The sequence below is a fragment of the Microbacterium sp. SORGH_AS_0862 genome, assembly GCF_030818795.1.
GTDB lineage: Bacteria > Actinomycetota > Actinomycetes > Actinomycetales > Microbacteriaceae > Microbacterium.
Genome location: NZ_JAUTAY010000001.1, coordinates 3,064,553 through 3,088,950, shown reverse-complemented (window position 1 = coordinate 3,088,950; position 24,398 = coordinate 3,064,553). Strand labels below are relative to the sequence as shown.

General features: G+C 67.4%; 26 protein-coding genes, 1 tRNA gene, 1 other RNA gene and 1 pseudogene. 10 read left to right on the top strand and 19 right to left on the bottom strand.

Going from position 1 to position 24,398, the window contains the following annotated elements; translation table 11 throughout:
* Positions 1-62: 62 nt before the first annotated feature.
* Together QE377_RS15195 and QE377_RS15190 are read left to right on the top strand one after the other, a co-directional pair.
* A complete protein-coding gene (locus QE377_RS15195; RefSeq protein ID WP_307324855.1) occupies positions 63-497 on the top strand; it encodes a MarR family winged helix-turn-helix transcriptional regulator in 435 nt (144 codons plus the stop codon).
* A complete protein-coding gene (locus tag QE377_RS15190; protein ID WP_307324852.1) occupies positions 494-1,717 on the top strand; it encodes an MFS transporter in 1,224 nt (407 codons plus the stop codon). The genes QE377_RS15195 and QE377_RS15190 overlap by 4 nt, the downstream gene beginning before the upstream one ends.
* Before the next feature lie 66 nt (positions 1,718-1,783).
* Here the strand turns inward: QE377_RS15190 and QE377_RS15185 are convergent, their stop codons facing one another.
* Positions 1,784-4,231 (bottom strand): MMPL family transporter, encoded by a 2,448-nt coding sequence (locus QE377_RS15185; RefSeq protein WP_307324849.1) that lies wholly within the window; start codon positions 4,229-4,231, stop codon positions 1,784-1,786.
* 134 nt (positions 4,232-4,365) lie between these two features.
* On the opposite strand from QE377_RS15185, the gene QE377_RS15180 reads away from it, so the two are divergent.
* Positions 4,366-4,932: a TetR/AcrR family transcriptional regulator gene (locus QE377_RS15180; protein ID WP_307324846.1), complete on the top strand. Its 567-nt coding sequence runs from the start codon at positions 4,366-4,368 to the stop codon at positions 4,930-4,932.
* A gap of 41 nt (positions 4,933-4,973) precedes the next feature.
* Here the strand turns inward: QE377_RS15180 and QE377_RS15175 are convergent, their stop codons facing one another.
* From QE377_RS15175 to QE377_RS15155, 5 genes are read right to left on the bottom strand one after another with little or no spacing between them, the layout of a single operon-like run.
* Positions 4,974-5,564 carry a hypothetical protein gene (locus QE377_RS15175; protein WP_307324843.1) on the bottom strand — a complete coding sequence of 197 codons (591 nt, stop codon included), beginning with the start codon at positions 5,562-5,564 and terminating at the stop codon, positions 4,974-4,976.
* A gap of 47 nt (positions 5,565-5,611) precedes the next feature.
* Positions 5,612-7,306: a glycoside hydrolase family 13 protein gene (locus QE377_RS15170; protein WP_307324839.1), complete on the bottom strand. Its 1,695-nt coding sequence runs from the start codon at positions 7,304-7,306 to the stop codon at positions 5,612-5,614.
* A 44-nt stretch (positions 7,307-7,350) separates the two neighbouring features.
* Entirely contained in the window at positions 7,351-8,253 is a 903-nt protein-coding gene (locus QE377_RS15165) for a carbohydrate ABC transporter permease (RefSeq protein ID WP_307324836.1), read from the bottom strand.
* Positions 8,253-9,161: a carbohydrate ABC transporter permease gene (locus QE377_RS15160; RefSeq protein ID WP_307324834.1), complete on the bottom strand. Its 909-nt coding sequence runs from the start codon at positions 9,159-9,161 to the stop codon at positions 8,253-8,255. Before QE377_RS15160 ends, QE377_RS15165 begins: the two co-directional genes overlap by 1 nt.
* Positions 9,158-10,468 (bottom strand): ABC transporter substrate-binding protein, encoded by a 1,311-nt coding sequence (locus QE377_RS15155; protein WP_373459538.1) that lies wholly within the window; start codon positions 10,466-10,468, stop codon positions 9,158-9,160. The genes QE377_RS15160 and QE377_RS15155 overlap by 4 nt, the downstream gene beginning before the upstream one ends.
* Before the next feature lie 116 nt (positions 10,469-10,584).
* Between QE377_RS15155 and QE377_RS15150 the strand changes: the two genes are divergently transcribed.
* On the top strand, positions 10,585-11,805 hold the full coding sequence (locus QE377_RS15150; protein ID WP_307324832.1) for an ROK family protein: 1,221 nt from the start codon (positions 10,585-10,587) through the stop codon (positions 11,803-11,805).
* Between the two features lie 81 nt (positions 11,806-11,886).
* Here QE377_RS15150 and QE377_RS15145 read toward each other — a convergent pair.
* Positions 11,887-11,959: transfer RNA gene (locus QE377_RS15145), tRNA-Lys, on the bottom strand.
* A gap of 104 nt (positions 11,960-12,063) precedes the next feature.
* Between QE377_RS15145 and QE377_RS15140 the strand changes: the two genes are divergently transcribed.
* From QE377_RS15140 to QE377_RS15125, 4 genes are all read left to right on the top strand, one after another.
* Positions 12,064-12,897: an inositol monophosphatase family protein gene (locus QE377_RS15140; protein WP_307324829.1), complete on the top strand. Its 834-nt coding sequence runs from the start codon at positions 12,064-12,066 to the stop codon at positions 12,895-12,897.
* The gene (locus QE377_RS15135) at positions 12,894-13,463 is read left to right on the top strand and encodes a hypothetical protein (protein ID WP_307324826.1); all 570 of its coding nucleotides are present in this window, start codon (positions 12,894-12,896) and stop codon (positions 13,461-13,463) included. The genes QE377_RS15140 and QE377_RS15135 overlap by 4 nt, the downstream gene beginning before the upstream one ends.
* Positions 13,464-13,552: 89 nt before the next feature.
* Positions 13,553-13,999, top strand: coding sequence for a Cpe/LpqF family protein (locus QE377_RS15130; RefSeq protein ID WP_307324823.1), 447 nt, complete (start codon positions 13,553-13,555; stop codon positions 13,997-13,999).
* A 24-nt stretch (positions 14,000-14,023) separates the two neighbouring features.
* Complete coding sequence (locus tag QE377_RS15125) at positions 14,024-14,911, top strand: serine hydrolase (protein ID WP_307324820.1); 888 nt, start codon at positions 14,024-14,026, stop codon at positions 14,909-14,911.
* Here QE377_RS15125 and QE377_RS15120 read toward each other — a convergent pair.
* The 5 genes and pseudogenes from QE377_RS15120 to QE377_RS15100 form a co-directional block, all read right to left on the bottom strand.
* Complete coding sequence (locus QE377_RS15120; protein WP_307324817.1) at positions 14,902-15,162, bottom strand: hypothetical protein; 261 nt, start codon at positions 15,160-15,162, stop codon at positions 14,902-14,904. The genes QE377_RS15125 and QE377_RS15120 overlap by 10 nt on opposite strands.
* A gap of 59 nt (positions 15,163-15,221) precedes the next feature.
* Entirely contained in the window at positions 15,222-15,530 is a 309-nt protein-coding gene (locus tag QE377_RS15115; protein WP_307324814.1) for an ATP-dependent DNA ligase, read from the bottom strand.
* 143 nt (positions 15,531-15,673) lie between these two features.
* A pseudogene (locus tag QE377_RS15110) lies at positions 15,674-16,556 on the bottom strand (SDR family oxidoreductase).
* Between the two features lie 115 nt (positions 16,557-16,671).
* Complete coding sequence (locus QE377_RS15105; protein WP_307324811.1) at positions 16,672-17,553, bottom strand: manganese catalase family protein; 882 nt, start codon at positions 17,551-17,553, stop codon at positions 16,672-16,674.
* Positions 17,554-17,758: 205 nt separating this feature from the next.
* Positions 17,759-18,109 (bottom strand): hypothetical protein, encoded by a 351-nt coding sequence (locus QE377_RS15100; RefSeq protein ID WP_307324808.1) that lies wholly within the window; start codon positions 18,107-18,109, stop codon positions 17,759-17,761.
* A gap of 399 nt (positions 18,110-18,508) precedes the next feature.
* On the opposite strand from QE377_RS15100, the gene QE377_RS15095 reads away from it, so the two are divergent.
* Entirely contained in the window at positions 18,509-18,952 is a 444-nt protein-coding gene (locus tag QE377_RS15095) for a MarR family winged helix-turn-helix transcriptional regulator (RefSeq protein WP_307324804.1), read from the top strand.
* 1 nt (position 18,953) lies between these two features.
* On the opposite strand, the gene QE377_RS15090 is transcribed toward QE377_RS15095, so the two are convergent.
* Together QE377_RS15090 and QE377_RS15085 are read right to left on the bottom strand one after the other, a co-directional pair.
* Positions 18,954-19,298, bottom strand: coding sequence for a hypothetical protein (locus tag QE377_RS15090; RefSeq protein ID WP_307324802.1), 345 nt, complete (start codon positions 19,296-19,298; stop codon positions 18,954-18,956).
* 143 nt (positions 19,299-19,441) lie between these two features.
* Entirely contained in the window at positions 19,442-19,645 is a 204-nt protein-coding gene (locus QE377_RS15085; protein WP_137417306.1) for a cold-shock protein, read from the bottom strand.
* A 630-nt stretch (positions 19,646-20,275) separates the two neighbouring features.
* On the opposite strand from QE377_RS15085, the gene QE377_RS15080 reads away from it, so the two are divergent.
* Entirely contained in the window at positions 20,276-21,394 is a 1,119-nt protein-coding gene (locus tag QE377_RS15080; protein WP_307324799.1) for an acyl-CoA desaturase, read from the top strand.
* Positions 21,395-21,421: 27 nt separating this feature from the next.
* On the opposite strand, the gene QE377_RS15075 is transcribed toward QE377_RS15080, so the two are convergent.
* The 5 genes from QE377_RS15075 to ssrA form a co-directional block, all read right to left on the bottom strand.
* Positions 21,422-22,384 carry an LLM class flavin-dependent oxidoreductase gene (locus QE377_RS15075; protein ID WP_307324797.1) on the bottom strand — a complete coding sequence of 321 codons (963 nt, stop codon included), beginning with the start codon at positions 22,382-22,384 and terminating at the stop codon, positions 21,422-21,424.
* A gap of 62 nt (positions 22,385-22,446) precedes the next feature.
* On the bottom strand, positions 22,447-22,941 hold the full coding sequence (locus QE377_RS15070) for a hypothetical protein (RefSeq protein WP_307326084.1): 495 nt from the start codon (positions 22,939-22,941) through the stop codon (positions 22,447-22,449).
* Positions 22,842-23,408 (bottom strand): NAD-dependent epimerase/dehydratase family protein, encoded by a 567-nt coding sequence (locus QE377_RS15065; protein ID WP_307324795.1) that lies wholly within the window; start codon positions 23,406-23,408, stop codon positions 22,842-22,844. Before QE377_RS15065 ends, QE377_RS15070 begins: the two co-directional genes overlap by 100 nt.
* The gene (locus QE377_RS15060; protein WP_307324792.1) at positions 23,405-23,845 is read right to left on the bottom strand and encodes a MerR family transcriptional regulator; all 441 of its coding nucleotides are present in this window, start codon (positions 23,843-23,845) and stop codon (positions 23,405-23,407) included. The genes QE377_RS15065 and QE377_RS15060 overlap by 4 nt, the downstream gene beginning before the upstream one ends.
* 131 nt (positions 23,846-23,976) lie before the next feature.
* Positions 23,977-24,346: a transfer-messenger RNA gene (gene ssrA, locus QE377_RS15055) on the bottom strand.
* Positions 24,347-24,398 lie beyond the last annotated feature (52 nt).

Here is a 24,398-nt window from a genome sequence, read left to right as displayed (position 1 = left end):
CTCCTGCGCACCGCGATGGCCGCATCCGCGTCATGTATATATCTGAGGTATATACTTATAGCATGCGAAAAGCCGAAGCCATCGAAAGGATCGTCGTCGCCGCACACGCGCTTACCCGCGTCGCCGCCGTCACGACACAGAACGATGCGCCCGCCGCCCAGTGGCGCGCGCTCAGCATCCTGCAGAAGGAAGGCCCGCAGCGCGTGGGCGACCTCGCACGGCTGAGCCGCACCACGCAGCCCGGCATGACGCGTCTGGTCGGCCAGCTCGCCGACCTCCACCTCGTGGACCGCGAGCGCGATGCGGAGGACTCGCGCGTGACGCTCGTCTCGATCACGCCCGCAGGGTCGGAGGCGATGGATGCGTGGCGCACGCAGCTCGGCGAGGCGCTCGAGCCGCTGTTCACAGACCTCGACGACGCGGAGTGGTCCGCCCTCGAGCACGCATCCCGCATCCTGATGTCGCGCACGGACGCTTTCGCGGGGGCGGCACGATGAACGGGGCGACCACCTCCGTCTGGCGTCAGCCCGCACAGGTATGGGCCGTCGCGTTCGCGTGCGTCGTGGCATTCATGGGCATCGGCCTCGTCGACCCGATCCTTCCGGCGATCGCCGAATCGCTCGAGGCTACTCCCGTTGAGACCGAACTCCTCTTCACGAGCTACCTGCTCGTGACGGGCCTCGCGATGCTGGTCACGAGCTGGATCTCGAGCCGCATCGGCGCGAAGGCGACCCTGCTGGCGGGCCTCGCCCTCATCGTGGTCTTCTCGCTCTTCAGCGCGCTGTCGGGCAGTGTCGACGCCATCATCGGCTTCCGCGCCGGGTGGGGTCTGGGCAACGCCCTGTTCATCTCCACGGCGCTCGCGACGATCGTGGGGGCCGCCAGCGGCGGCAGTTCCGCGGCGATCGTGTTGTACGAGGCCGCCCTGGGTGTCGGCATCGCGGTCGGCCCACTCCTGGGAGGCCTGCTCGGTGAGGTCAGTTGGCGCGGACCGTTCTTCGGCGTCGTCGTGCTGATGGCGATCGCCTTCATCGCCGTCGCCGTGCTTCTGCGCGGCCCGAAGGAGACGCGCACGCCCGTGCCGCTCTCAGCTCCGTTCCGCGCGCTCGGCAAACCCGCTCTCGCGGTGCTCGCGGTGGCAGCCCTGTTCTACAACATCGGCTTCTTCACCCTGTTGGCGTTCTCGCCCTTCCCGCTCGGATTCGGCGCGATGGGCATCGGCTTCACCTTCTTCGGGTGGGGCGTCGCACTGGCCGTCACGAGCGTGTGGGTCGCCCCGCTGCTGCTGCGCCGATTCACCCGGTCGGGCGTCATGCTGGTCGTCCTGCCGCTGCTTGCCATCGATCTCGTCGTCGGCGGCATCCTCGTGGCGAACTCCGCCGCGCTGGTGACCTGCATCATCGTGGGGGGCCTGCTTCTCGGCGTCATGAACACCGTGCTGACCGAAGCGGTCATGGAGGCCACGGACCTTCCCCGCGCCGTCGCATCGTCGGCCTATTCGGCGGTCCGCTTCCTCGGCGGAGCGGCCGCTCCCCCGCTCGCCGCATGGCTGTGGCACGCCTCGAACGCGACCGTGCCGTACCTCGTGGCCGCCGCATCGATCGTGATCGCGGCGCTGACGATCGCGCTCGGCCGCCGCGCACTGCGTCGCATCGATCAGCGGCCGGCGGATGCGGCCGAAGAGGGCGTCGCCGTCCTCGTCGGCGACGCGACCTGATACGAGCACACGGAAGAAGGGGTGCCCACCAGACGGTGGTCACCCCTTCTTCGGCGTCGCGCAAGGTCAGTGCTGCACGGGGTGAGCGCGTTCGAGCGCCGCGCCCTCGACGTCCACATCGGGCAGGATGCGGTCGAGCCAGCGCGGCAGCCACCACGCCGCGCGCCCGAACAGATGCATGAGCGCCGGGACGATCACCATGCGCACGACGAATGCATCGAAGAGCACACCGATCGCCATCCCGAAGCCGATCGGCCGCACCATCGCCAGGTGGCTGAAGACGAAGCCGCCGAAGACGGAGATCATGATGATCGCCGCGGCTGTGACCACCGCGCGCCCTCCGCGCAGGCCGGCGACGACGGCGGCGCGCGCCGGCGCACCGTGGACGTACGCCTCGCGCATGCCCGAGACGAGGAAGAGCTGATAGTCCATCGCGAGGCCGAAGAGCACGCCCATCAGGATGATCGGTCCGAAGCTCAGCACCGGGCCGGGATCGTGCACGCCGAAGACATCGCTCAGCCAGCCCCACTGGTAGATCGCGGTGACGGCGCCGAGCGCGGCGAACAGGGACAGCACGTAGCCGGCGGTCGCGATGATGGGCACGAGGATCGACCGGAACACCAGGACCATGATGACGAGCGAGAGGCCCACGACCACGGCGAGGTAAACGGGCAGCGCGTCGGCCAGCTTCTGCGACACGTCGATGTTTGCCGAGGCCTGGCCCGCGACACCGAGTTCGATGTCACCGTCCAGCGGCGAGAGGGCGCGAAGGTCGTGCACGAGCGTCTCTGTCGACTCGCTGGCGGGCCCGTCCTGCGGAACCACCTGGAACGCGAAGGTTCGGCCGTCGTCCGAAACGGCGATCGGTGCAACCGCATCCACGTCGTCCTGCGCCATGAGCGTACGGGCGACATCTGCCTGCGTCGTGACACGGTCGGCCTCCGCCACCGGCTGCGGGGTCTCGGCGACGACGAGCAGCGGGCCGTTGACACCGGCGCCGAAAGCCTCGGTCGCCGCCGTGTAGGCGCGGTACTGGGTCGTGTCGGTGGCCTCCGAGGACCCATCGGGCAGCCCGAGGCGCATCGACAGGGCGGGGATCGCGATGACGAGCAGGGCGATGATCGCCGCCGCGCCTGCGGCCACCACACGACCGGTGCGCATGGGCCGCAGCTCGGCCGGCGCATGATCGGGGTGCCCGACCTTCGCGCGCAGCCCGCGGCGCAGCACCCGCAGCTTCATGAGCCCGAGCAGGGCGGGCGTGACCGTGATCGCCACGAGGACGGCGACGAACACGCACGCCGCGCCCACGACGCCCATCACACCCAGGAACGGCACACCGGTGACGAGTAGGGCGATGAGGGCGATGATGACCGTCGTGCCTGCGAAGACGACGGCGTTGCCGGCCGTTCCGTTGGCGAGACCGATCGACTCGCCGATCTCCATGCCCTCGAGCACCTGCTTGCGGTGACGGTTCACGATGAACAGCGAGTAGTCGATGCCGACGGCGAGGCCCAGCATGACACCGAGGATGGGCGTCACGGACGCCATGTCCACGACGTCGGAGAACGCGAGGGATCCGGCGACGCCGACACCGACACCGATGAGCGAGCCGATGAGGGGTGTGATGGCGGGCAGCAGCGCCCGCATCATGAAGGCGAGCACCAGCGCCGCGATGAGCACACCGACGAGCTCGCCGACTCCGATGAGGCCGTCGGTCGACTGGGCGATCGTCGAGGAGTAGTCGATGCTGACGCCGGGGATGTCAGCGCTCTTGAGGCGGTCGGCGACCGCCGTCTTGGTCTCCTGCGGCAACGAGAACATGTCCTTCGTGAAGGACACATTGCCGAGAGCCGTGGCACCGTCGGTCGAGACCGTGCGGATGTCGGATGCGGCGTCGAGCAGCTCCTGACCCGCCTCGAGCTGCGGCTTCTGCGCTTCGAGCTGAGCGCGTGACGCGTCGATCTGCTCCCGACCCGCGGTGATCTGCGCCTGTTGGGCCGCGAACTGCGCTTCGGCCTGGGCGTAGACGCCCGCCGCCTGCGCCTGGGCGATCGCGGCGTCCAACTGCGTCTGGCCCGCGTCGAGCTGCTGCTTCGCCGCATCCAACTGGCTCTCGCCTTGGGCGAGCTGATCAGCGCCGGACGCCAGCTGTGAGGCCTGGTCGGCGCGCTGCGCCTCCGTCTGGAACGGGTCGACCGTGCCTGCGACGCCGTCGATGCCGGCGACGTCTTTCAGCAGCGAGGAGATGTCGGCCTTCTGCTCGTCGGTGAACGGCTGACCGTCGGTCTGGAACACGACGGGGGCGCTGGCCCCGGTGAGGTCGGGCAGAGCGTCGGCGAGCCGGTCGTTGACACGCTCCGTCTCGGTGCCGGGGATGCTGAACGAGGTGGCGAGTGTGCCGCCGAAAGCGACGAACGAGCCGGCCGCGATGCCCAGGGCGATCACCCAGGCGACGAGGACGATCCAGGCGCGGCGCGCCGAGAAGCGCCCCAGCCGGTAGAGGAGTTGGGCCACGACGTGCCTTTCCGAGGGGTGGGTGGGATGCGGCGCACCATCGAGCCTCGTCGAGGATATCCGACACGTGTTGCAAAACCATCACGTGTGGGAGAACTCTCAGCAGCGAGCCGTCGCTCTGACAAGATGGCGGGATGGATCCCCGCGTGGCGCGCACGAGAGCGAGTCTGCAGAACGCACTGCTGGATCTCGCCCGCGAGCGTCCGCTCGACGCGATCACCGTGGCCGACATCGCGGCCGAGGCGGCGGTGAATCGCAGCAGCTTCTACCAGCACTACGCCGACAAGGACCAGCTTCTCGCCGACGCGCTGGAGTCGGCCGTCGACGACGTATCGAGCCGGATCATCCGTTCCGTGGACCCGCGCGACATCAGCCAGCCGCCCGCCGAGCTCACGACGTATCTGCGACACATCGCCGACAACGCCGACCTCTACCGACTCGTGCTCGGCGAGCACGGTTCGCTCGCCGTCGCGGCGCAGTTGCGCGCGCGCGTCCAAGGCATCGTGGGCGACGCGGTGCGCCAGGGAGCGCCGTCGGTGTTCGACGGACTCCCGGTGGACGTCGTCGCGGCGAGCGTGACCGGCAGCGCCCTCGGCGTCATCACCGCCTGGCTCGCTCGCGACCCGCTGCCCTCGATCGAGGTTGCGACGCAGTGGCTCTGGCAGGCACTCTTCGGCCCCCTCGATCGCCCCTCGACGTGAACTCTTTCGGAGCACCCCAGCTAGGCAGCGCCCGCGGATCCTCAGCCGTGGATGACGACGTAAAGGTCCGGGTCGTCCTGTTGGGCGAGCCACTCGTTCACGATGGCGGTCATCTCCTCGCGTGAGCGCCGGACGGCGTCCGGCGCGGGGCCGGCCCCGTTGACCATCCAGAACGTCGTCGGCATCTCGGCCTCCGCAGTCTCGTAGGCGGTCATCTTCAAGATGAGGATGGGGCGCTTGCCCGTGCCCCCCGACGCGTCCGCCATGACCTTCTCCCGGGCCCGCAGCGAGGCCGACGTCGCGGCCGACTGCGCGTCGCTGCCCCATGCCTCGGAGAACGCGACGGCCTTCGCGTCGATGTCCGCCTGCACCGCCTCCGGCAACGGCTCTCCCCGGTCGACGACGACGAAGCTGCCGTCGGCCATGGGATACGCGCGCTGACTGCCAGCCATGCCGATCTCCTGCGCGGTCGCCGCATCGACGACCGCCCCCACAGCGAACGTCGGTTCAGCCGGAGCAGCCGAGCTCGCAATAGGACTTGCCGTGACGTCGGACGAAGGGGCGGAGCAGGCCGTCAGGCCGAACGATGCAATGAGCACCGCGACGGCTAAGACGTGAGAGGAGGAGCGCATCCCCCGACACTATCGGCGCGGCGGTCACGAGCATCGGTCGGTCGTCCTCACCCGCCCGCGAGCCACACCGTCGTCTCGCCCGGCACGAGGTGCCCGTCGATCGCCGCGCTGGACAACACGACGCGTCGAGCCGAGTCCGGAGCGAGCCCGAAGGGCATCGGCCCGAAGACCGTCACGATCTCCCAGCCGTTGGGGCGACGGAAGTGGAGGACGTCGTCCCGGCCGGTCTCGACCCACTCCAGATCCTCGTCCGCGACGAGCTCGTGACGCAGCGCGATCGCGCGACGATAGAGCGAGAGCGTGGATGACGGGTCCTCCTCTTCCGCTTGGACCGAGGAGTCCGCGAACCACGAGGGCTGCGGGAGGTGCGCACCGCCCGCACCGAAGCCGAACGAGGAACCGCTACGCGTCCAGGGCAGCGGCACGCGGCATCCGTCACGTCCGTACTGCGCCTGGTGTGTGCGGAAGAAGGTCGGGTCCTGACGCTGGTTCGCAGGAATCTCTGCGACCTCGTGCAGACCCAGCTCCTCCCCCTGGTAGAGATACGCCGATCCGGGCAGCCCCAGCAGGAACATCGACGCGGCCCGCGCACGGCGTACGCCGCCGGCGCGGTCGATGACGGTCTCGTCGGCACCGGCCTCGAGCCAGCCGCCGCCGTGCCTGTTCGGCACCGATTCGTCGGTCTCCTCGATCAGCGGCAACGCGTAACGGGTCGCGTGACGGAACACATCGTGGTTCGACAGCACCCACGTGCTCGAAGAACCCGATCGGGCTGCCAAGGACATGTTGTCCGTGACAATCTCGCGGAACTGTGCAGCATCGAACCCCGCTCGCAGCAGGTCGAAGTTGAACGACTGCCCCAGGCTCTCGGGGCTCGCGTACTTCGGCACGCGGTCGGTCGCGACCCACGCTTCGGCGACGGCTGTCCGGGGCGGATCGTACGAGTCGAACAGTCGACGCCATTCGGCGTAGATCTCGTGTACGTCGTCGCGGTCGAGCAACGGATGTGTGCCGTCGATCGGCATCGCGGCGAGCTCTGCGGCCGAAGGGAGCGGGTCGCGGAGATCCTTCGTCAGCATGTGGGCGACGTCGATACGGAAGCCGTCGACACCTCGGTCCGACCAGAACCGCAGCGTCCTGAGGAAGTCCTCGCGCACCTCCGGATGGTTCCAGTCGAGGTCGGGCTGTTCGATCGCGAAGCTGTGCAGGTACCACTGTCCGTCGGCGACGCGCTCCCACGCCGACCCCCCGAAGGCGGCCGTCCAGTCCGTGGGCGGCTCAGAGCCGTCGGGTCCCGTGCCCTCGCGGAAGATGTAGCGCTCTCGGGCGGCGGAGCCGCGGCCGGACGCCAAGGCCTCCTGAAACCACTCGTGCTTGTCGGACGTGTGATTGGGCACGATGTCCACGACGATGCGGATGCCGCGCTCGTGCAGCGCAGCGACCAGCTCGTCGAAGTCGGCCAGGGTGCCCAGACGGGGGTCGACGTCACGGTAATCCGCCACGTCGTATCCCCCGTCTGCCAACTCGGAGGGGTAGAAGGGACTCAGCCACACGGCATCCACTCCGAGCGCGGCCAGATAGTCGGCTCTGGACAGGATGCCTCGAAGGTCGCCGATCCCGTCGCCGTCGGCGTCGGCGAAGCTGCGGGGGTAGACCTGATAGACGACGGCCTGGCGCCACCAGTCGCGGTCGTTCGATCGGGTGAGCTCGCCATGGTCGGAGGCGGACAGTACGGCAGACATGCGGGACCTTTCGCGATTCGGTGGTCGAGCGGTGAAGCGGACGATCAGCCCTTGACAGCACCCTGCGTCACGCCCTCCATAACCCATCGCTGGGTGAAGAGGTAGGCGAGGATCGCGGGCGCCATCGCCATGAGGTAAGAGGCGAACGACACGTTGTAGTTGTTGCTGAATTGCGTCTGGAAGAGGTTCTGACGCACCGGCAGGGTCTGCAGCGCGGGGTCGGAGATGATCAACGACGGCATCATGAAGTCGTTCCACGCGTAGAGGAACGCGAAGATGCCGACCGTTGCGCTCATCGGCGCGAGCAGCGGAAAGATCAGCTTCCAGAAGGTCTGCCATGTCGTCGCACCGTCGATACGCGCACTCTCTTCGAGTTCCAGCGGAATCGAGCGCAGGAAAGCGGTGAACAGCAGCACGCTGAAGCTCAGCTGGAACATCGTCGCCAGGATGATCACACCGAACGGATTGTCGAGGCCGACGCGGCCCGTGAGCTGGATCTGCGGCAGAGCGACCACGGGGAACGGGATGAACATCGCGGCCAGCAGGTAGAAGAACGAGTACCGGAACAGCCTGCGATCCCAGTTGCGGACGATCGCGTACGACGCGAACGCGGCGAGCAGGATCGTCGCCACCACGGTGCCTGCCGTCACTAGGAGCGAGATCCCGGCGCCCACCGGGAACTTTGTGAGGTTCCATGCCTGGATGAAGCCTTCGAGGCTGAAGGGCGCGGGAAGCGAGAACGCATCGCCGTCGACGGCCTGGGCGGTCGTCTTCAAAGACATCGAGATGGTGACATAGAGCGGCAGCAGGACGGTGACGGCGCAGAGGACCAGAATGATCGTCGTCGACCAACTGACGCGTTCGCCGCGCACCGGCGCGTTCTTGCGGACACGATCCGGCGCGAAGGCTGCGGCATCCTCGGAGACGAGGGCGGGTTGCGTGGACATCAGAAGGCGTTCCTTCCGCGAGTCAGCGACAGCTGGAGCAGGGAGATGAGGATGGCGACGACGAAGAAGATGGTCGCGTTCGCCATCTGATACGCGTAGTCGCCGCCGTTGAACCCCGCGATGATCGTCATCGCGACGCTGCGGGTGGCGGTGCCGGGTCCGCCGTTGGTCAAGCCCACGATGATGTCGTAGGCGTTCAGGAAGCCCTTGAAGCCGAGAATCACGTTGATCACGACGTAACCGGCCACGAGAGGCAGAGTGATCCGCACGAGCTGCTGACGCTTGGAGGCGCCGTCCAGCGAGGCAGCCTCGTACACGTCACCGGGAACCGCCAGCAGGCCGGCGATGTAGATGAGCAGTGTGCCCGGAATCGCCTGCCAGGCCGTCACGATCACGATCGCGATCCATGCGAGATCGGGATTCGCGAGGAGGCTCGTGGAGAGCGCGGGGATGCCGACCGCTTCGCCGAGCGCAGGCAGAGAGTTGGAGAAGAGGAAGTTGAAGACGTAGGCGATGATGATGCCCGAGATGACCATCGGGATCACGAAGACTGTGCGCAGAGCGGTCTTCAGGCGGATGCGGGCGGTCAGTCCGACGGCGAGCAGGAATGCCGCCACGTTGACGACGATGACCGTGGCGATCGAGAACCCGATCGTGAACACGTAGCTCTGCAGGATCGCCGGATCGCTGAACATCGCGATGTAGTTGGTGAGTCCGGTGAAGCGCCACTCGCCGATGCCGATCGAGTCCGTGAAGCTGAAGAAGATGCCGACGACACCCGGCACGGTGATCGCGAGAGTGAACAGCACCAGGCTGGGGAGGAGGAAGAGGTAGTAGATCGGCTCGACGCGGCGGGTGCTCCGCCGCGCCCTGCGGTCACCGCCGGTGACGATCGTCGATGTGGTCATTGCCCGGACTCCTCCGTCTCGGTCGTGGGTGCGGGCGCGCGGAAAGCGAGGCGCGCCCAGTCGGCGTCCATCGTTCGCAAGGTGGCTTGCGGGCTCGCCCCCAGCACGACGGCCTGCGCATAGTTGAAGATCGGAATCGTCTTCGGCACGAGCACGGACGGCCCCTGATAGACCTCGCCGGCCGTGTAGAAGGGAATCATGCCGGCGATGCGCGGATCATCCGGCATCGGCGCATCCGTGATGGGGGTGAATCCGAGCTGTGAAGCGTTGTACGCCTCGATCGTCTCGGGTTCGTAGAGGTACTCCAGGAAGTCTCGCGCCGCCTCCTGATGGCGTGACCCCTCAGGGATCATCGCCGCCAAGTCCATGTTGACGCGTACCCGACGATCGGACGGGTCGTCGGTCATCGGCAGGGGGAATGTGCCGAGTTCCAGATCCGGTGCGGTCTTCGCGATCTCGCTGAAGGCCCACGGCCCCTGCAGATACATCGCGGCCTCGCCCTTCGCGAAGGCGCGATTGCCATCGCCGTAGCCACGGCTGGCGGCATCCGGGTTCACGAACTGAGACGTCAGCTGGGTCATCTTCTCGAGCGGCTGAGCGAAGTCCCTCTCGAACGAGGTTGCCGAGTCCGGCCCGACCCCGTCGCCCTCGGCGGCGAGTCGGTTGAAGAAGTCGACGACGTCGACCGACCCGCCGACGGCATAGTCGTACCAACCCTGACCCACCGTCCAGTCATCCTTGAACGTGGCGTAGAACGGCGTGATGCCGGCCGCCTCGAGCTTTTCGCACGCGGCCAAGAGTTCGTCCCAGGTGGTGGGGACGGTGACGCCCGCCTGTGCGAACAGCTCCTTGTTGTAGATGACCGACGCCGCCATCACCGAGTAGGGCAGCGCGCTGACGCGCCCGGAGCAGGAGCCGTACTGGTCCATGAGCGTCTGCAGGTCGTCCCGTGTGGTGGAGGCGGCGGTGGTGCCGCTCAGGTCGGTCAGCGCGCACCGCTGCACGAACCGCGCGGTCTCGTAGTTGTAGTTGGCGAGCATGATGTCAGGCGGATTGCCCCGAACGAAGCTCGCCGAGACGACGTCCACCCCCGATGTGTCCATCTCGACGCGGACGCGATCCTGGGAGGCGTTGTACGCCTCGACGACGCCGTTCATGAAGTCGAGCGCTTCCCGCTTGCTGAACGTGAACCGGATCGTCTCGCGGCCGTCGCTGCTGCAGCCGGCGAGAAAGGTTCCCGCCAAGGCAAGCACAATTCCGGCGGCCGCGGCCCGGAGCGCTCGTGATCGTGCGGTTCTCACAGACACCTTCGTCCTTCCGTCCAGCGGCAGAGCCGCCCGATCTGATCAGCCGATGATTAGATTTAGTCACCGAATCAACTGATCGGCAATACTCTGTCAGGACATCCGCGGAAAGGTCAAGAGTGAATCAGTCGGTCTTCGAGGCGGGCACCGGGCGAGCCAGCCTGGACGCCGTTCTCGACTACGCGTGGAGCGCGGGGGTCTTCACCGCCACCGAGGCAATGCACGCCGCATCCCTCACCCGCTCGACGGCGATCGAGGCGATCGACACGCTCATCGCCGCGGGCGTACTGCACGAGTTACCCAATGCACGGGATGCCGGCGAGTACCGAGCCGGTCGTCCGGCTCGGCGGTTCTCGCTTCGGCCGGATGCCGGGACAGTAGCCGCCCTCGATGCCGGCGACACCCATCTCACCGCCGCCGTAGCGAATCTCTCGGGCGAGACACTGCTGCGGCGACAGATCCCGCTGTCGCCCACGCAGAGCGTCGAAGAACGCCGCGAGACCGTCATCGCCCACCTGCGCCACACACTCGCCGAGGCCGGCGTGGAACGCGACGACGTTCTGGCCCTGTGCGTGGGCGTCGCCGCTCCGGTGACGCTGCAGGGGCAGTCACCGCCACACCCCGAGGGCTTCTGGGAGCGCACCAATCCGGGACTCATCGAGGCTCTCCGCGACGAGGCGGATGTCGTTGAAGTGAAGAACGACGCCCAGCTGGCGGCCGCAGCCGAGGGCAGCGAAGGCGAAGCCATCGGGAGCAGGGACTACGTCGCACTGCTCGCGGGTGAACGGCTCGGTGCCGGAGTCGTCGTCGACGGTCATCTCCTGCACGGCGCGCACGGCGGCGTGGGCGAGATGTTCGCCTTCGACTTCATCCGCGATGTCGATTCCGCATTCGGACTCGGGCCGTCCCTCGAGAGGCTGGCGCGCGAGGTGATGACTCGGGCTGCGGGCGAGGGCAGCAGCGCCGAGGGCCTCGCCGCCATGGACCCTGCCACTGTGCGTGGCCGCGACGTGCTCGAGCTCGCAGCGACCGGCGACCTCCTGGCGCGAGAGGTGACCGATGCCGTCGGGCACATCCTGGCGCGCATCGTCGGAGTGCTGGGCAACATGTTCGATCCCGAAAAGGTCATCGTGTGCGGAGCGATCGCAGACGGCATCCAGCCGGTGCTGGACGCCGCCCAGACGACGCTCGCAACCCAGATCCACCTGCCGGCGCCGACTCTGCTTCGCTCGAGTCTCGGCGGCGACGTCGTCATTCGCGGCGCTCTGGCTCGCGCGCGCGATCGTGCGCGCTCGGACGCCCTCCCCCGCCGCGTGGCGCGCGCCGGACGAGGTCTCTAGGCGATCATCCGGCGAAGCCGACTCTCACGCTCCGAAAAACAGAAAGCCCCGGCAGATGGCGAGATCTGTCGAGGCAATCCGTGCACCCCCAGGGACTTGAACCCTGAACCCACTGATTAAGAGTCAGTTGCTCTGCCGATTGAGCTAGAGGTGCGTGATTCAGAGCGAGAAACTCACTTTCCGAACCGAGGGACAACGCTATCACCCGACGAAGCGGAGCGCCAATCGAGGCGGGGCCGGCCCGGTAGGCTGGCGATCATGTCCCCCACTTCGTCCTCCGGCGCACTCGCGGGCAGCTTCTCCGACGACCTCGCGCTCGCCCTCCGAATGGCGGATGCGGCGGATGCCGTCGCGATGTCGCGCTTCGATGCCGCTGACCTCAGCATCGAGGTCAAGCCCGATGCGTCTTACGTGACCGAGGCCGACATCGCGACCGAGAAGGCGATTCGCGCGACCCTCTCCGCGGAACGACCGGATGACGCGGTGCTGGGCGAGGAGTTCGGATCGGTCGGCGCCAGCGCACGCCAGTGGATCATCGACCCGATCGACGGCACCCACAACTATCTGAAGGGCATCCCGATCTGGGCGACGCTCATCGCTCTCGCCGTCGACGGCGTGCCCCGCGTGGGCGTGGTCAGCCAGCCCTCGATCGGACGCCGGTGGTGGGCCGCGGAGGGTGAGGGCGCGTGGACGAACGGCCCTGCCCAGCCGCGCCGACTCGCCGTCTCCGACGTGAACAGCCTCGACCGCTCCAGCGTCAGCTTCCAAAGCATCGCGCAGTGGGATGATGCGGGTCACCTCGACGGCCTGATCCGGCTCTCGCGCGCCGTCTGGCGCGACCGCGGATACGGCGACGCGTGGCCCTACATGCTCCTTGCGGAGGGTCGACTCGAGATGGTCGCCGAGTTCGATGTCAAAGAGTACGACATCGCCGCCCTCGGACCGATCATCACCGAAGCGGGCGGGCGGATGACGGCTTTCGATGGCACCGACTCGCTCTCGACCCGGTCCGTGCTCGCCACCAACGGCACGCTCCACCAGTCCTTCCTCGAGTTCTTCGCCCGCGCTACCGATTCGGAGGCCACGGCATGACCCGCCGCATCCGCTCCTCGCTCTGCGCCGCCCTGCTCGTCGCCGGCGCGCTCTCGCTCGCCGCATGCTCGAGCCCGGCCGCTCCGGAGCCCGCCGCGTCCACACCTGCGTCGGCGCCGGACGCCTCCACGCCGACCCCCGTCGCCACCAGCGAGCCCACCCCCGGTACGATCGGCAAGCCGACCTGCGAATCGATCCTGCCCGACGACGTGATCGCGGACTTCGCGAAGGCGAAGTGGACCGCGAAAGAGGACGTGTTCCGCGTCGGCAGCCTGACGTTCCCGGAGGGCATTCAATGCGTGTGGGGCGACTACTCGGTCGCCAGCGATCACGTCCAGGTGTTCGGGTGGGCGCCCGTGAGCGACACCGAAGCCCAGACAGCCCGGAGCGAACTGCTCGCAAGCGGCTGGACGAGCGTCGACGACGAGTACATCACCGAGAACAAAGCGAACGTCCTCAACCCGGATGCGGACGGCTACGGCATGACGTACCAGTTCGGAGACGGCTGGATGACACTCGCCGACACCAAGCAGGGCCTGCTGCTGATCGAGCGCCCCGGCTCCTGACGGGCGCGCGAGAACTCCCCCGCCAGGCGGAGGCGCTCGAACTGCACCGTGCATAGCGTGGATGGGATCCCCCACGAAAGGACCCCGCCATGCCCCGCCGGCTGAGCCCGTACTCGTCCCTCGCTCTCGTCGCTGCCGCGGCGCTCGCCCTGACGGCATGCGCGCCCGCCGCAGAGGCACCCGACTCCGCGGCGACGACACCCTCGTCCGTGGAGGTCCCCGACACCCCCGTGGGTGCGAAGACCTCGTGGATCGTCGACGTGCTCGGCGCCGAGGAGGACACCACAGCAGCCGAGTGGGAGCCGCACCTCGACGCCGCCTTCACGGCCGAGGTGTCCGCAGCCGAGGTCGCCGACCTGCTCAATACGCAGATCCGGCCCGCCGCCCCCTTCACCGTCACGGCCTACCGGGGAGACGAACGCTCCGCCGTGACGACGATCAAAGGCACGATCGGTGAAGCGTTCGACATGACCGTCGCCCTCAACGACGATGACAAGATCGTCGCCTTCCTCCTCGGCCCGGCGTCCGAGCCATGAAGAGCATCGTCCTCGCTCGACGAGGTGGCTGATCGCCTCAACCAGTTGCCGGGCGAGGTCGGGGTTCTGATCACTCGCGGCGATGAGGAACTCGTCGAACGCCGTGCGGAGGATGCTGCTCCTCTCGGTTCCGTGTTCAAGCTGTTCGTGCTTCTCGCGACCGCCGAGGCGGTTCGTTCGTCGGAGCTGGCGTGGGATGAGACGCTCGTGCTGACCGACCCGGATCGGAGCCTGCCCTCCGGACGCCTTCAGGATGAGCCCAGCGGCACCGAGGTCTCCGTCCTCGAAGCAGCCCAGGAGATGATCGCGATCAGCGACAACACCGCGACCGACCTGCTCATCCGGCGACTCGGACGAGAGCGTGTCGAGGCCGCATTCGCCAGCGTCGGCGGCGAGGGCAATGCGCCGTGGCTGACGACGAAGGACTTCTTCACTCTCGGCTGGGGCGACTCGGCGCAGTCGACCCGGTGGCGTGACGCCGACGAGGCGGAGCGGAGACGACTCCTCGAGGACATCGACGCCGCTCCGCTGTCGGTGGATGCGGCCGATGTCTCCAGCCCGGTCTGGAACAACGGCGTCGACTGGTTCGCGAGCCCCGCGACCGTGGCCGCCGTGCATGAGGTGCTGCTCAGTACGGGCGACGACACCGTGCGCGCCATCCTCTCGAAGAACCCCGGGGTCGGCGCGGATCTCGACCGCGCACTTCTCCCCTACCTGGGGTTCAAAGGCGGCTCCGCACCAGGGGTCCTCGCCGCATCCTGGGCGGGCGAGACAGCGAAGGGTGAGCGCGTCACCGTGGTGATCCAGCTACGAGACGAGGACCCCGCGGCGGTCGCTGGTGTGCAGCGCGAGGTGTTCGGCCTCGGTGCGGATGCGTTGCGTCTCGCGGCCGAGGAGGGCGGTCACCGGTAGGGGTTCGCGGCGTCGTCACTCTGCGCAGCGTGACCGGCGGCGAAGCCTTCGTCCCAAGCGTCGCCGCGTCCCTCCCGCTCGCGCGACAGGGCGTCGACCTCGAGGATCCGCTGCGCCAGACGCACCCAGTGGCCCCAGTTCGCCTCGGGGCAGCCTTCGTCGGTCCCCGTGAGCAGCCAGCGCTCCGGGGCCTCGGCGGGCTCCAGCGTCAGCGCTCCGGTGCCGAGAGGGCGGCGGCGCGGGTCGGGCATGGCGAGCTCCTTCGGTTCTGCGACGTCGACATGCTCTCACGGCACCCGCGACCCGACATCTACGAGGGGGTGTGTCCCGTCATCAGGTGCTGCACGTCGAGCCCGTCGGGGCTGTTGGCCTCATCCATCAGCGCTTCGACGAGCTCCCGCCTGATCTGGACGGTGCCCCGACGAGAGTAGGTGAACGACAGCGGCACCGCCGGAGACATCCACAGGCTCCGTCGTCCGCCCGTTCCATCGGCGGTGGGCACGGTCAGCATGAAAGCCTCGCCACGACGAAGCTTGTTCATCGTGACGACGCGCAGGTGCGCGATCAGATCGTCCTCGACCACGAAGTACTCCTCGCGCCCGTACCAGAGTCGTCCCATGCTGCTTCCGCACTCCTGCCCGCGGGCCGCTCGGTCACGACCCTGATCCGATGATCGGTCGCCCGAACGCAACGGTGCCGGTCGTCGTCCGCGATGCGCAGGTAAGGCTCCGCAGACGAACGACCGGCACCGGTCGTGGAGGTTCAGAGGGGTTTGCCCCCCGTGACCGGAAGAACGGCAGCACTGACATAGCGCGCCGCATCCGAGGCGAGGTACACATATGCTCCGGCGAGCTCGGCGGGCTGGCCGGCGCGACCCAGGGGTGTGTCGCTGCCGAACGTCTCGATACGCTCCTCGTCCCACCCGGTGCCGGGGATGAGCGGCGTCCACACCGGTCCCGGCGCGACGGCGTTGACCCGGATCCCGCGGGGCCCCGAGCTCCTCGGCCAGGGCCTTCACGAAGGCGACCTGCGCCGCCTTCGTCATGGCGTAGTCGATCAGCGACGGCGAGGGCGAGAACGCCTGCACCGAGCTCGTGACGATGATCGAGGCGCCTTCCTGCAAATGGGGCACCGCAGCGCGCGCACCGGCGATCAGACCGACGAGGTTGGTGTCGAAGACGCGCTTCACGTCGTCGAGCGGGATCGTCTCGATGCTCTCTCGATCGCGCTGGTAGCCGGCGTTCAGCACCAGCAGATCGAGACCTCCCAGCTGCTCATGCGCCTGCTCCACCATCCGCGTGGCCGCGTCCGTGTCGCGGATGTCAGCGGCGAGGGCGAGGCCGCGCCGTCCGGCGTCCTCGATCCATCGCACCGTCTCAGCGGCGTCGTCGGCTTCCTCCGGCAGATGGCCTATCGCGACGTCGGCGCCCTCGCGCGCGAAGGCGATCGCCACCGCTCGCCCGATACCGGAGTCACCACCTGTGATGAGCGCGCGACGCCCGCTCAGCCGGCCGGCTCCGCGATAGCTCTGTTCGCCGTGGTCCGGCTGCGGATCCATCGGCGCGGTCTTGCCGGGCTGCGACTGCTCCTGCCCGGGGAATCCCTCGGCTCCTTCACCCTCACGCGGGTCGGCGGCCGTGTTCATGATCGTCCTCTCGTCGTGGTCGGATACCTGCGGGCTATGCTGCGCGAGACTGTCGGCGACACCGAGGGCCTTGACATCCGACGGGGTGACCGCCGAATCGCGCGAGCCCCGGGCGTCACTCCATGTTGAGCGCGTCCTGGGCGCGGCCGGCGATCTTCTCGACGGCGTTCGGCAGCTCCGTCGTTCCGTAGAAGCGCGCGTCCGGGTGCGTGGGCGGCGGCATCGGCACGCCCGGCTCCGGCTCGGCGAGGTAGGTGAACTCGCCCTTGCCGTCGGGTGTCGGCCCACTCGCCCACGACCCCTCGGCAGCCTGAGAGCCGTCGGAGAAGTTGATGTAGCGATACGACACATCGCGATCCTCCTTCTCGAGGGGGAAGTTGCTCGGCACAGGCAGCTCCTCCACTCCCTCCGCCTGGAGCTCCGCGGCCGCGGCGAGCCACTGGTTCTGGTGCATCGTGTCTCGCGCGAGGAGGAACGCGAGGAGGTCGCGGACCCCGTGATCATCGGTCTGGTGATATAGCCGGGCGACCTGCAGCCGCCCCTGCATCTCCGCGTTGGCATTCGCCTGGAAGTCGGCGAGCAGATTTCCGCTCGCCGTGATGTAGCTGCCCATCCACGGGTTGCCCATGCTGTCGACCGGCCGCGCACCGGCTCCGGCCACAATGCCCTGCTGGATGTCGGTCCCGCCGATCACGGCAGCGATGGCGGGGTCGTTCTGCACCGCATCCTCCGTGATGCCGAGCGGCGCCTTCTCCAGCAGTTGCGCGATCATGATCGCGAGCATCTCCACGTGCCCCATCTCCTCGGCTCCGATACCGAAGACGAGGTCGCGGTACTTGCCAGGGATGTGCATGTTCCACGCCTGGAACTGATACTGCAGCGCGACGGTGATCTCTCCGTACTGGCCGCCCAGGACCTCCTGGAGCTTGCGAGCGTAGACCGCATCGGCCTTCTCGGGCGTGGCCGCGTGCTGCAGCTCCTGTCGGTGAAAGTACATGTCCGTCTCCTCACCGCGCGCCTGCTCAGGGGGATGGCCGGATAGCCGGTGCGGCGCGCGGAGGCCACGAAACTCTTCATGGGAGCAGGCCGGAGGGGGGTTGTCCCGACGCATGCCGTCGGCTATCGCGCGCCCGAGGAACAGACAGGAACAGCGAAGCCCCGAACCGCAGCGACGGCGGTTCGGGGCTTCGCGAGGTGTCGGATCAGGCGACCGAGGCGAGCTTGCGCTCGGTGGTGTTCTTCTGGATCCCGAAGTCGTCCTTCGTCAGATCGACGTGCATGCCTGCGCTCGACGCGGCCTGGTCGGCGAGAGTGCGCAGCATCGATGGGTCGAGCTGTTCGGGCTCGACGGAGTCGAAGACGAACCGCATCGGAATCGAGGGCTGAAGCCAGAGCGTGGAGCGCCCCGCGGGCTCGCCCGGTGCGTGCACCCAGGAGAACGTGAACGACTCGTTGCGGCGAAGCTTGGTCGCCGCCACGACCTTGATGTGGCTCAACAGGCGGTCGGGGATGACGACGGCGTCCGTGTCAGCCCCGTAGTACAGCTTTCCCATGGTGTCCCTTCCCCTGAGTCGGTATGTCAGACGAGCGCGAGCGCACCCAGCGCGACGGATGCGGAGGCGGCGACCACGCACGAGGCGACGAACGCGACCTGCGATGCCGAACGCAACCCCCCGCGAGGAGGCGGCACGAATGTCGAGCGTCTGCGCGAGGCTTCGGAAGCCCACGCGGATGATGCAACAGCCATGTCTCCCCCAAGCCGAAATCTGCGACGATCCGGACTTTCGCCCGGCCCGCGGCCTCCATGTCGTTCTGCAGATGACGCTATCAGGTAGTTCGCGATTTTAGCTACCTATATGAGATATCCCTCATATTAGTTACATGGCTAAATAAACCTGGAGGCCTGGCTAAGCTGTCCAGCGGTACTACCCGACCGACGGAGGACTATGCGGATGTCCAGCGAAGCCGCCTCGACCTCGAAACTCTCGCGCGCCCTGAACGCCTACTCGGCTGCCCGGAACGACGCGCTCGTCGCCGCGCGCAAAGAGCTTCGCATCAGCGAAGTCGACGCTCGCGCACTTCTTTTCGTCGTCGACAACCCCGGTGTTCGCCCCTCCGCTCTGCGGGACTATCTCGGCATCACATCGGCCGGTGTCACGTCCCTCGTCGATCGCCTCGTCGAGCGCGGACTTGCCCGTCGAGACTCGGATGCCGAGGACCGGCGCGGCAACCACATCACCGCCACAGTGGATCTGACGGCCGAGCCCTGGTCCGCCCTGACCGCGTTCGACCGTCGTTTCGAGCGGGCGGTGGAGGCGAACCTCGGCGCGCGCTCCGACGAACTCGCCGCCCTGCTGACCCATCTCACCGAAGAGAGCGTCGCGCAGAGCGCATGAGTCACACAGCGAGGTTCGCCAGGTACGCCTTCGACTTCGTTTGAAGGAACGTGCACAGGGCCGAGACCATGGCGAGTTCCATGGAGAGACGGAAGGCACCGGCCGCATCCAGCTGAAGCTCCGTGTCGCGCGCTTCGAAGGTGACGACCCACGTCGTGGAGCCCGTCTCGTCCGGTTGGATGTAGGTGACCGTCTGCGCATTCATCAGACGAACACCGACGAGGCCGGTATCGCTGCCGAACTCACTGTCCTGAGGGATGACCTTCACCGTGCCTGCGATCGGATATCCGAGTTCACGGAACTCGACGAGCCAGGACTCGAGCATCTCAAGGCTTCGAAACGGCATGGCCTTCCTCCCGCGCATCATCATGCACATCGTGCGTCATCGGGCGGACCCCGAAGCACATGTTCTCACGAATCCGAGCCACCCGATCCCACGACGAAGGCCCCCACAGCCGTGCTGCGGGGGCCTTCTGAGACGACGAGTCGTCAGAGTGCCCGGATGTTCGCGGCCTGCATGCCCTTGGGGCCCTGCTCGGCGTCGAACTCGACCTTCTGGTCTTCGCGGAGCTCCTTGAAGCCGTTGCCAGCGATCGCGCTGAAGTGTGCGAAGAGATCGGCGGAGCCGTCATCGGGAGCGATGAAGCCGTAGCCCTTCTCGGAGTTGAACCATTTCACGGTGCCAGTGGCCATCGTGTCTTTCCTTCTGTTGTTTTGGCCGCCGGGGCGACCGGGTGTGCCGTTCCTATGTCTACGGAACGGACGATGTGGGACGCGGAACTTGTCCGCGTGTTCGCGAGCGTATGCGGAAAACGTCCGTGCCGCTACCACGGCGACGAAAGCGTCCTCCTGCTCCGCGAAGACACCGACGCACTCACCGAGCGCGCTGTGCGCGACATGGACGTCGTCGATGGACTCCACGAAGCCGGCGTACTCGCCGGCGATGGTCGCCACGAAAACGGCGTCGTCGGCCTGGCGCCACACAGGCGCCGTCGCGGTCTCAGGACCGGTGGGGATGGGGATAAACACAAGAACTTTCAGGACTCGCGGACGCTGCACACGAGAAGGATCAGAGGCACCCGAGGTGCGGTTGCTTCGGTAGAGAAGAACGTCGCTCTTCCATGAGCCGACATCTGTTACTCACCTGCTGCCCCGGTTGCGGGGTTGCTTCAGTCTAGCATCCGCCTCGATTGTGCGCATCTGCAGACGATGCACCGGCTACATACAGCGTGCGGCATGCGGCCGCGATTAGCGTGGGCCCCAGGCTTCGGCATTCGTCGAGGGCTCGAATCGACGGCCCACGGCGGCCGCCACAAAGGACGGATGTCCCTCATCTCCGCCACGCTCGCATCCCCCCTCGCTACTCTCGGTCCGGTTCGCCAGACCTACGCCCGAAAAGAAGACTTCCCGCCGATCACCCGGGCATACAGCCAGGTTTCGGAGGTGGTGCGAGAGACCGGACTTCTGCGGCGCGCCGCCTGGTTCTACGCCCTCGTCGGCGTCGCACTCGCCCTCGCCTTCGGTGGGGCCGTCGCCGGCTTCATCCTCTTGGGCGACAGCTGGTTCCAGCTGCTGATCGCAGCGGCCCTCGGCGTGATCTTCACCCAGGTGGCCTTCCTCGGCCACGAGGCAGCACACCGCCAGATCCTGACGACGGGTCCCGCCAACGACCGGCTCGCCCGCGTCCTCATCGGCATCGTCGGCACCAGCTACTCGTGGTGGGACTCCAAGCACAGCCGTCACCACGCGAACCCGAACCGCGTCGGCAAAGACCCCGACATCGAGGTCGACACGATCTCTTTCCTCGATGTGGATGCGGCCGCAGCGCGCGGTCTCCGCCGCGTCATCACGCGCAAACAAGGGTGGTTCTTCTTCCCGCTGCTGACGCTCGAGGGGTTGAACCTGCATTTCCTGAGCGTGAAGCATCTGCTGTCGCGTGGACCGATCAAGGGTCGCGGCACTGAGCTCGCCCTGATCGGTGGACGTTTTGCGATCATCTTGGCTGCTGTCTTCCTGGTGCTCCCCGTGGGGATGGCCTTCGCCTTCCTGGGCGTCATGTTCGCCGTCTTCGGCGTGTACATGGGTGCGTCGTTCGCACCGAACCACAAGGGCATGCCCGTGATCGATCCGGACGCGAAACTCGACTTCTTCTCGAAGCAGGTTCGTACGTCGCGCAACATCCGCGGCGGATGGTGGGCCACCGCCCTCATGGGCGGACTCAATTACCAGGTCGAACACCATCTCTTCCCGAGCATGGCGCGCCCGCACCTGGCGAAGACCCGCGAGATCGTGCGGGACTTCTGCAGCGCGAACGATGTGCCCTATACGGAGACGTCGCTCCTGCGTTCGTACGCGATCGTCATCGAGTACCTCAACCGCGTCGGCCTCGCGGCCGGCGACCCGTTCGACTGCCCCGTGACGGCCCAGTACCGGCGAGTGTGAGGCCTGCCGAGTCCGGGCGCCCCGGCGTCAGCTCCGCACGGGAAGAGCTTCGGCGAGAGCCTGAATCGCCGCGCTCGGATCCTCCCCCACCGGGATGAAGACGACGGTGGTCGCACCGGCATCGTGACGCCGCCGGATGCCCGCGCGCACCTCGTCGACCGTGCCCGACAGGGTGAGCTCCGCCACCCACTCCGCAGGAATGGTCTGGGTGAAGGTATCGACGGGAAGTTCCGCCGCGCGCTGCAGAAGCTCTTCCGCGTACGGCAGAGGGAGAAGGTGGGGCCGCCAGTCGCTCTCGGCCAGGACGGCCAGAGCCGGCCGGACGATCGCCTGCGCCGCATCCGTCGTATCCGCAACGACCGCCAGATCGTATGTGATCACGCGGGCTTCGACGTCGCCGATCTGCGCCAGGGCGTGAGCGATGTACTCAGGCGCAGCGGGTTCGGCGAGCACCACACCATCCGCGATCTCACCGACCGCCGCGAGCGACTTCGGCCCGCGAACGCCGAGCACGAGGGGCGGAAGAATCTCCGGGACCTCACTCAGACGCAGTCCTTCTACATCGACGTACGTGCCGCGCTTCGGCCCCTCCGCACCCTCCAGGAGCGTCCGGAGGGCGACGACGTACTCGCGGAGGAACGTCAGCGGCTTCTGGGGCCACGCACCGACCGACGTCAGCCAGCCCGGCATCCCGTGACCGATGCCGACGACGACGCGTCCCGGGTACAACTGCGCGAGCGTCGCGATCTCCATCGCCGCGAAGGCGACGTTCCGCACGGCGGCGGGCAGGATCCCCACCCCGACCGTCACGTGGGACGTGACCGCGAGCACCGATGCCGCCTGCGCGATCCCGCCGCGGTAGCCGAGATCCTCCACGACCCAGACCTCGTCGAAGCCTGCATCCTCGGCGCTCCGAGCGAAGTCCAGGACCTCCGGGACAGGCAGGTCGCGAGGCAGAATGATCCCGACGTTCTTTGTCGCTGACGGCATGAATCTCTCCAGTCAGACCGCATCTCCCCAGCGGCGCGGTCTCTTCCACCCTAAGACACCCGTCAGTCGAGCATTCCGAGCTCCTGAAGGCTTCGGGCGGTCTCCACGATGGTGTCTCGCACCGGCCGCGGACGCAGACCCAGTTCTGCTTTGGCCAGCTCGTTGTGGATCACCAGCGGCGGCAGCTCCTCCCCGGCTGCTTCGCGCGTCGGGACGAGTGCGGCAGCACGTCCGAGGCTGTCGCGGAGCGTCTCGGCGACCTCGAGGAAGGTCGTCGTCGGCCCGTCGGCGAGGACCAGGTGGCGCTTGCCCGCGGCGCCCGGCTCGACCATGGCCGCTCGATGGGCATCGGCCACGTCGCGGACGTCGGCGATGCCGAAGCGCTGGCGAGGCGTGAACGCCATGTGTCCGCCGAGCATGGCGGTGAACACCTGCAGGAAGGATCGCGCCTTCGCCGTCAGTGTCGGACCGGCGATCCAGGTCGGATTGAGCACCACGAGTTCGGTCGCTGCGGCCTCTCGCTCGATGAAATCCCAGGCCGCGCGCTCCGCAACCACCTTCGAGAGTGGGTAGGCGGGCAGCCCGGGGTGTGGGGATCCGTCCAGTCTTGCTCGGTGAAGTCACGGACGGGCTTCGGCGAGTAGCCCACGGCAGCAAACGACGATGTCAACACGACCCGACGCACACCCTCGTCGCGCGCAGCCCGGAGAACGCGAAGCGCCCCATCCCACGCGGGTCGCACGACCTCGTCGGCATCATCCGTCTGGATCATCGGGGAAGCGAGGTGATAGACGCCATCGACGCCCGACACCGCGTCCGACCAGCCCGCGTTCTCGGTCAGGGATGCCACAGTCAGCTCGAGCCCGGCGTCGTCCGCGCCGCCGCGGCGCACGGCCGCTCGCAGCTCGGTCTCTGCATCCAGTGAGCGGACCGTCGCGCGCACACTGACACCCGAGACCAGCAGGTCGGATATCAGCCGTGCGCCCAGATAGCCGGAGCCGCCGGTCACGAGCACCGTGCTCATCGCAGCGACGCCGCAAGCTTCGGGAGCACCTGTTGCACACGCGAGTTCGCTCGCATCTCGTCATCGGCGTCACCGATCGCTCGCGCGTCCCAAAGAGATGCCTTGGCGCGGAGATACTCGAGATGCACCTTCAGCGTCTCCATCTCGGCCTCGATCCTGACGGCGTGCCTGAGGAGGAGATCCCGCTGCTCTGTCGCAGCGACCGCGCCGCGCGCACGGTTGCTCTGGTAGGTGCGCATGTCTTCGATCCCGACGCCCATCGCTCTGAGACATGCGAGCGCCTGGAGGTCGTCGACGTCGTGCTCTGTGTAGCGGCGGTGGCCGCTGCTGTCGTCACGCGCGATCGAACCGATCAACCCGACCTCCTCGTAGTACCGGAGAGTGGGTCCGCTGAGTCCGGTCCGACGCGACGCTTCTTGCATCGTCATTGTGCTCATGCAGGCATGGGACCACACCTCAAGCGCTTGAGGTCAAGGACTTGCCCCGCATCTTCACTGCGATAGACGAGGAGAACGAAGAGAGGCCGCCCCGAAGGACGGCCTCTCGAACTCGCGTGAGCAACAACGGTTGGTGGAGATGGGGGGAATCGAACCCCCGTCCATCGCTGTGATACGGCGGCTTCTCCGGGCGCAGTCTGTGGAGACGTTCTGCTCGGCTCCGACTTTTAGCACAGACACATAAGTCGACGAACCCAGCCTGGGAAGAGTCCCACGCACCGTCCAGACGCCGGTACGTAGCAAGATCCCTAGATGACGCCAGGGTCCGTGGCGGGATCACACACGGTCTGACGGACTATCGGGCTCGCTTAGGCAGCGAGGGCGAAGTCAGTGCGCTTGGATTCGGCACTTATTGGTTTACAGGGAGCGTTTACGAGATAACCCTGCATCCTCGGCCCGCTTCTCGGCGATTCGCAGGCGATGTCGAAACCGATCATCCCCGTGAACCCTTCGGTGAAGGAACCATTGTCGCTCTGTGGAGTTGTCACCTCAC

What these genes read in the sequence shown, in the direction of transcription:
- QE377_RS15090 (WP_307324802.1), bottom strand. Translation starts at nt 19,298, where the DNA reads ATGCCGTTTCGAAGCCTTGAGATGCTCGAGTCCTGGCTCGTCGAGTTC.
- QE377_RS15105 (WP_307324811.1), bottom strand. Translation starts at nt 17,553, where the DNA reads ATGTACTTTCACCGACAGGAGCTGCAGCACGCGGCCACGCCCGAGAAG.
- QE377_RS15065 (WP_307324795.1), bottom strand. Translation starts at nt 23,408, where the DNA reads ATGAGCACGGTGCTCGTGACCGGCGGCTCCGGCTATCTGGGCGCACGG.
- QE377_RS15060 (WP_307324792.1), bottom strand. Translation starts at nt 23,845, where the DNA reads ATGAGCACAATGACGATGCAAGAAGCGTCGCGTCGGACCGGACTCAGC.
- QE377_RS15165 (WP_307324836.1), bottom strand. Translation starts at nt 8,253, where the DNA reads ATGTCCACGCAACCCGCCCTCGTCTCCGAGGATGCCGCAGCCTTCGCG.
- QE377_RS15115 (WP_307324814.1), bottom strand. Translation starts at nt 15,530, where the DNA reads ATGGGACGACTCTGGTACGGGCGCGAGGAGTACTTCGTGGTCGAGGAC.
- QE377_RS15080 (WP_307324799.1), top strand. Translation starts at nt 20,276, where the DNA reads ATGTCCCTCATCTCCGCCACGCTCGCATCCCCCCTCGCTACTCTCGGT.
- QE377_RS15095 (WP_307324804.1), top strand. Translation starts at nt 18,509, where the DNA reads ATGTCCAGCGAAGCCGCCTCGACCTCGAAACTCTCGCGCGCCCTGAAC.
- QE377_RS15075 (WP_307324797.1), bottom strand. Translation starts at nt 22,384, where the DNA reads ATGCCGTCAGCGACAAAGAACGTCGGGATCATTCTGCCTCGCGACCTG.
- QE377_RS15160 (WP_307324834.1), bottom strand. Translation starts at nt 9,161, where the DNA reads ATGACCACATCGACGATCGTCACCGGCGGTGACCGCAGGGCGCGGCGG.
- QE377_RS15085 (WP_137417306.1), bottom strand. Translation starts at nt 19,645, where the DNA reads ATGGCCACTGGCACCGTGAAATGGTTCAACTCCGAGAAGGGCTACGGC.
- QE377_RS15175 (WP_307324843.1), bottom strand. Translation starts at nt 5,564, where the DNA reads ATGCGCTCCTCCTCTCACGTCTTAGCCGTCGCGGTGCTCATTGCATCG.
- QE377_RS15100 (WP_307324808.1), bottom strand. Translation starts at nt 18,109, where the DNA reads ATGGGAAAGCTGTACTACGGGGCTGACACGGACGCCGTCGTCATCCCC.
- QE377_RS15120 (WP_307324817.1), bottom strand. Translation starts at nt 15,162, where the DNA reads ATGCCCGACCCGCGCCGCCGCCCTCTCGGCACCGGAGCGCTGACGCTG.
- QE377_RS15170 (WP_307324839.1), bottom strand. Translation starts at nt 7,306, where the DNA reads ATGTCTGCCGTACTGTCCGCCTCCGACCATGGCGAGCTCACCCGATCG.
- QE377_RS15135 (WP_307324826.1), top strand. Translation starts at nt 12,894, where the DNA reads ATGACCCGCCGCATCCGCTCCTCGCTCTGCGCCGCCCTGCTCGTCGCC.
- QE377_RS15140 (WP_307324829.1), top strand. Translation starts at nt 12,064, where the DNA reads ATGTCCCCCACTTCGTCCTCCGGCGCACTCGCGGGCAGCTTCTCCGAC.
- QE377_RS15190 (WP_307324852.1), top strand. Translation starts at nt 494, where the DNA reads ATGAACGGGGCGACCACCTCCGTCTGGCGTCAGCCCGCACAGGTATGG.
- QE377_RS15195 (WP_307324855.1), top strand. Translation starts at nt 63, where the DNA reads ATGCGAAAAGCCGAAGCCATCGAAAGGATCGTCGTCGCCGCACACGCG.
- QE377_RS15130 (WP_307324823.1), top strand. Translation starts at nt 13,553, where the DNA reads ATGCCCCGCCGGCTGAGCCCGTACTCGTCCCTCGCTCTCGTCGCTGCC.
- QE377_RS15180 (WP_307324846.1), top strand. Translation starts at nt 4,366, where the DNA reads ATGGATCCCCGCGTGGCGCGCACGAGAGCGAGTCTGCAGAACGCACTG.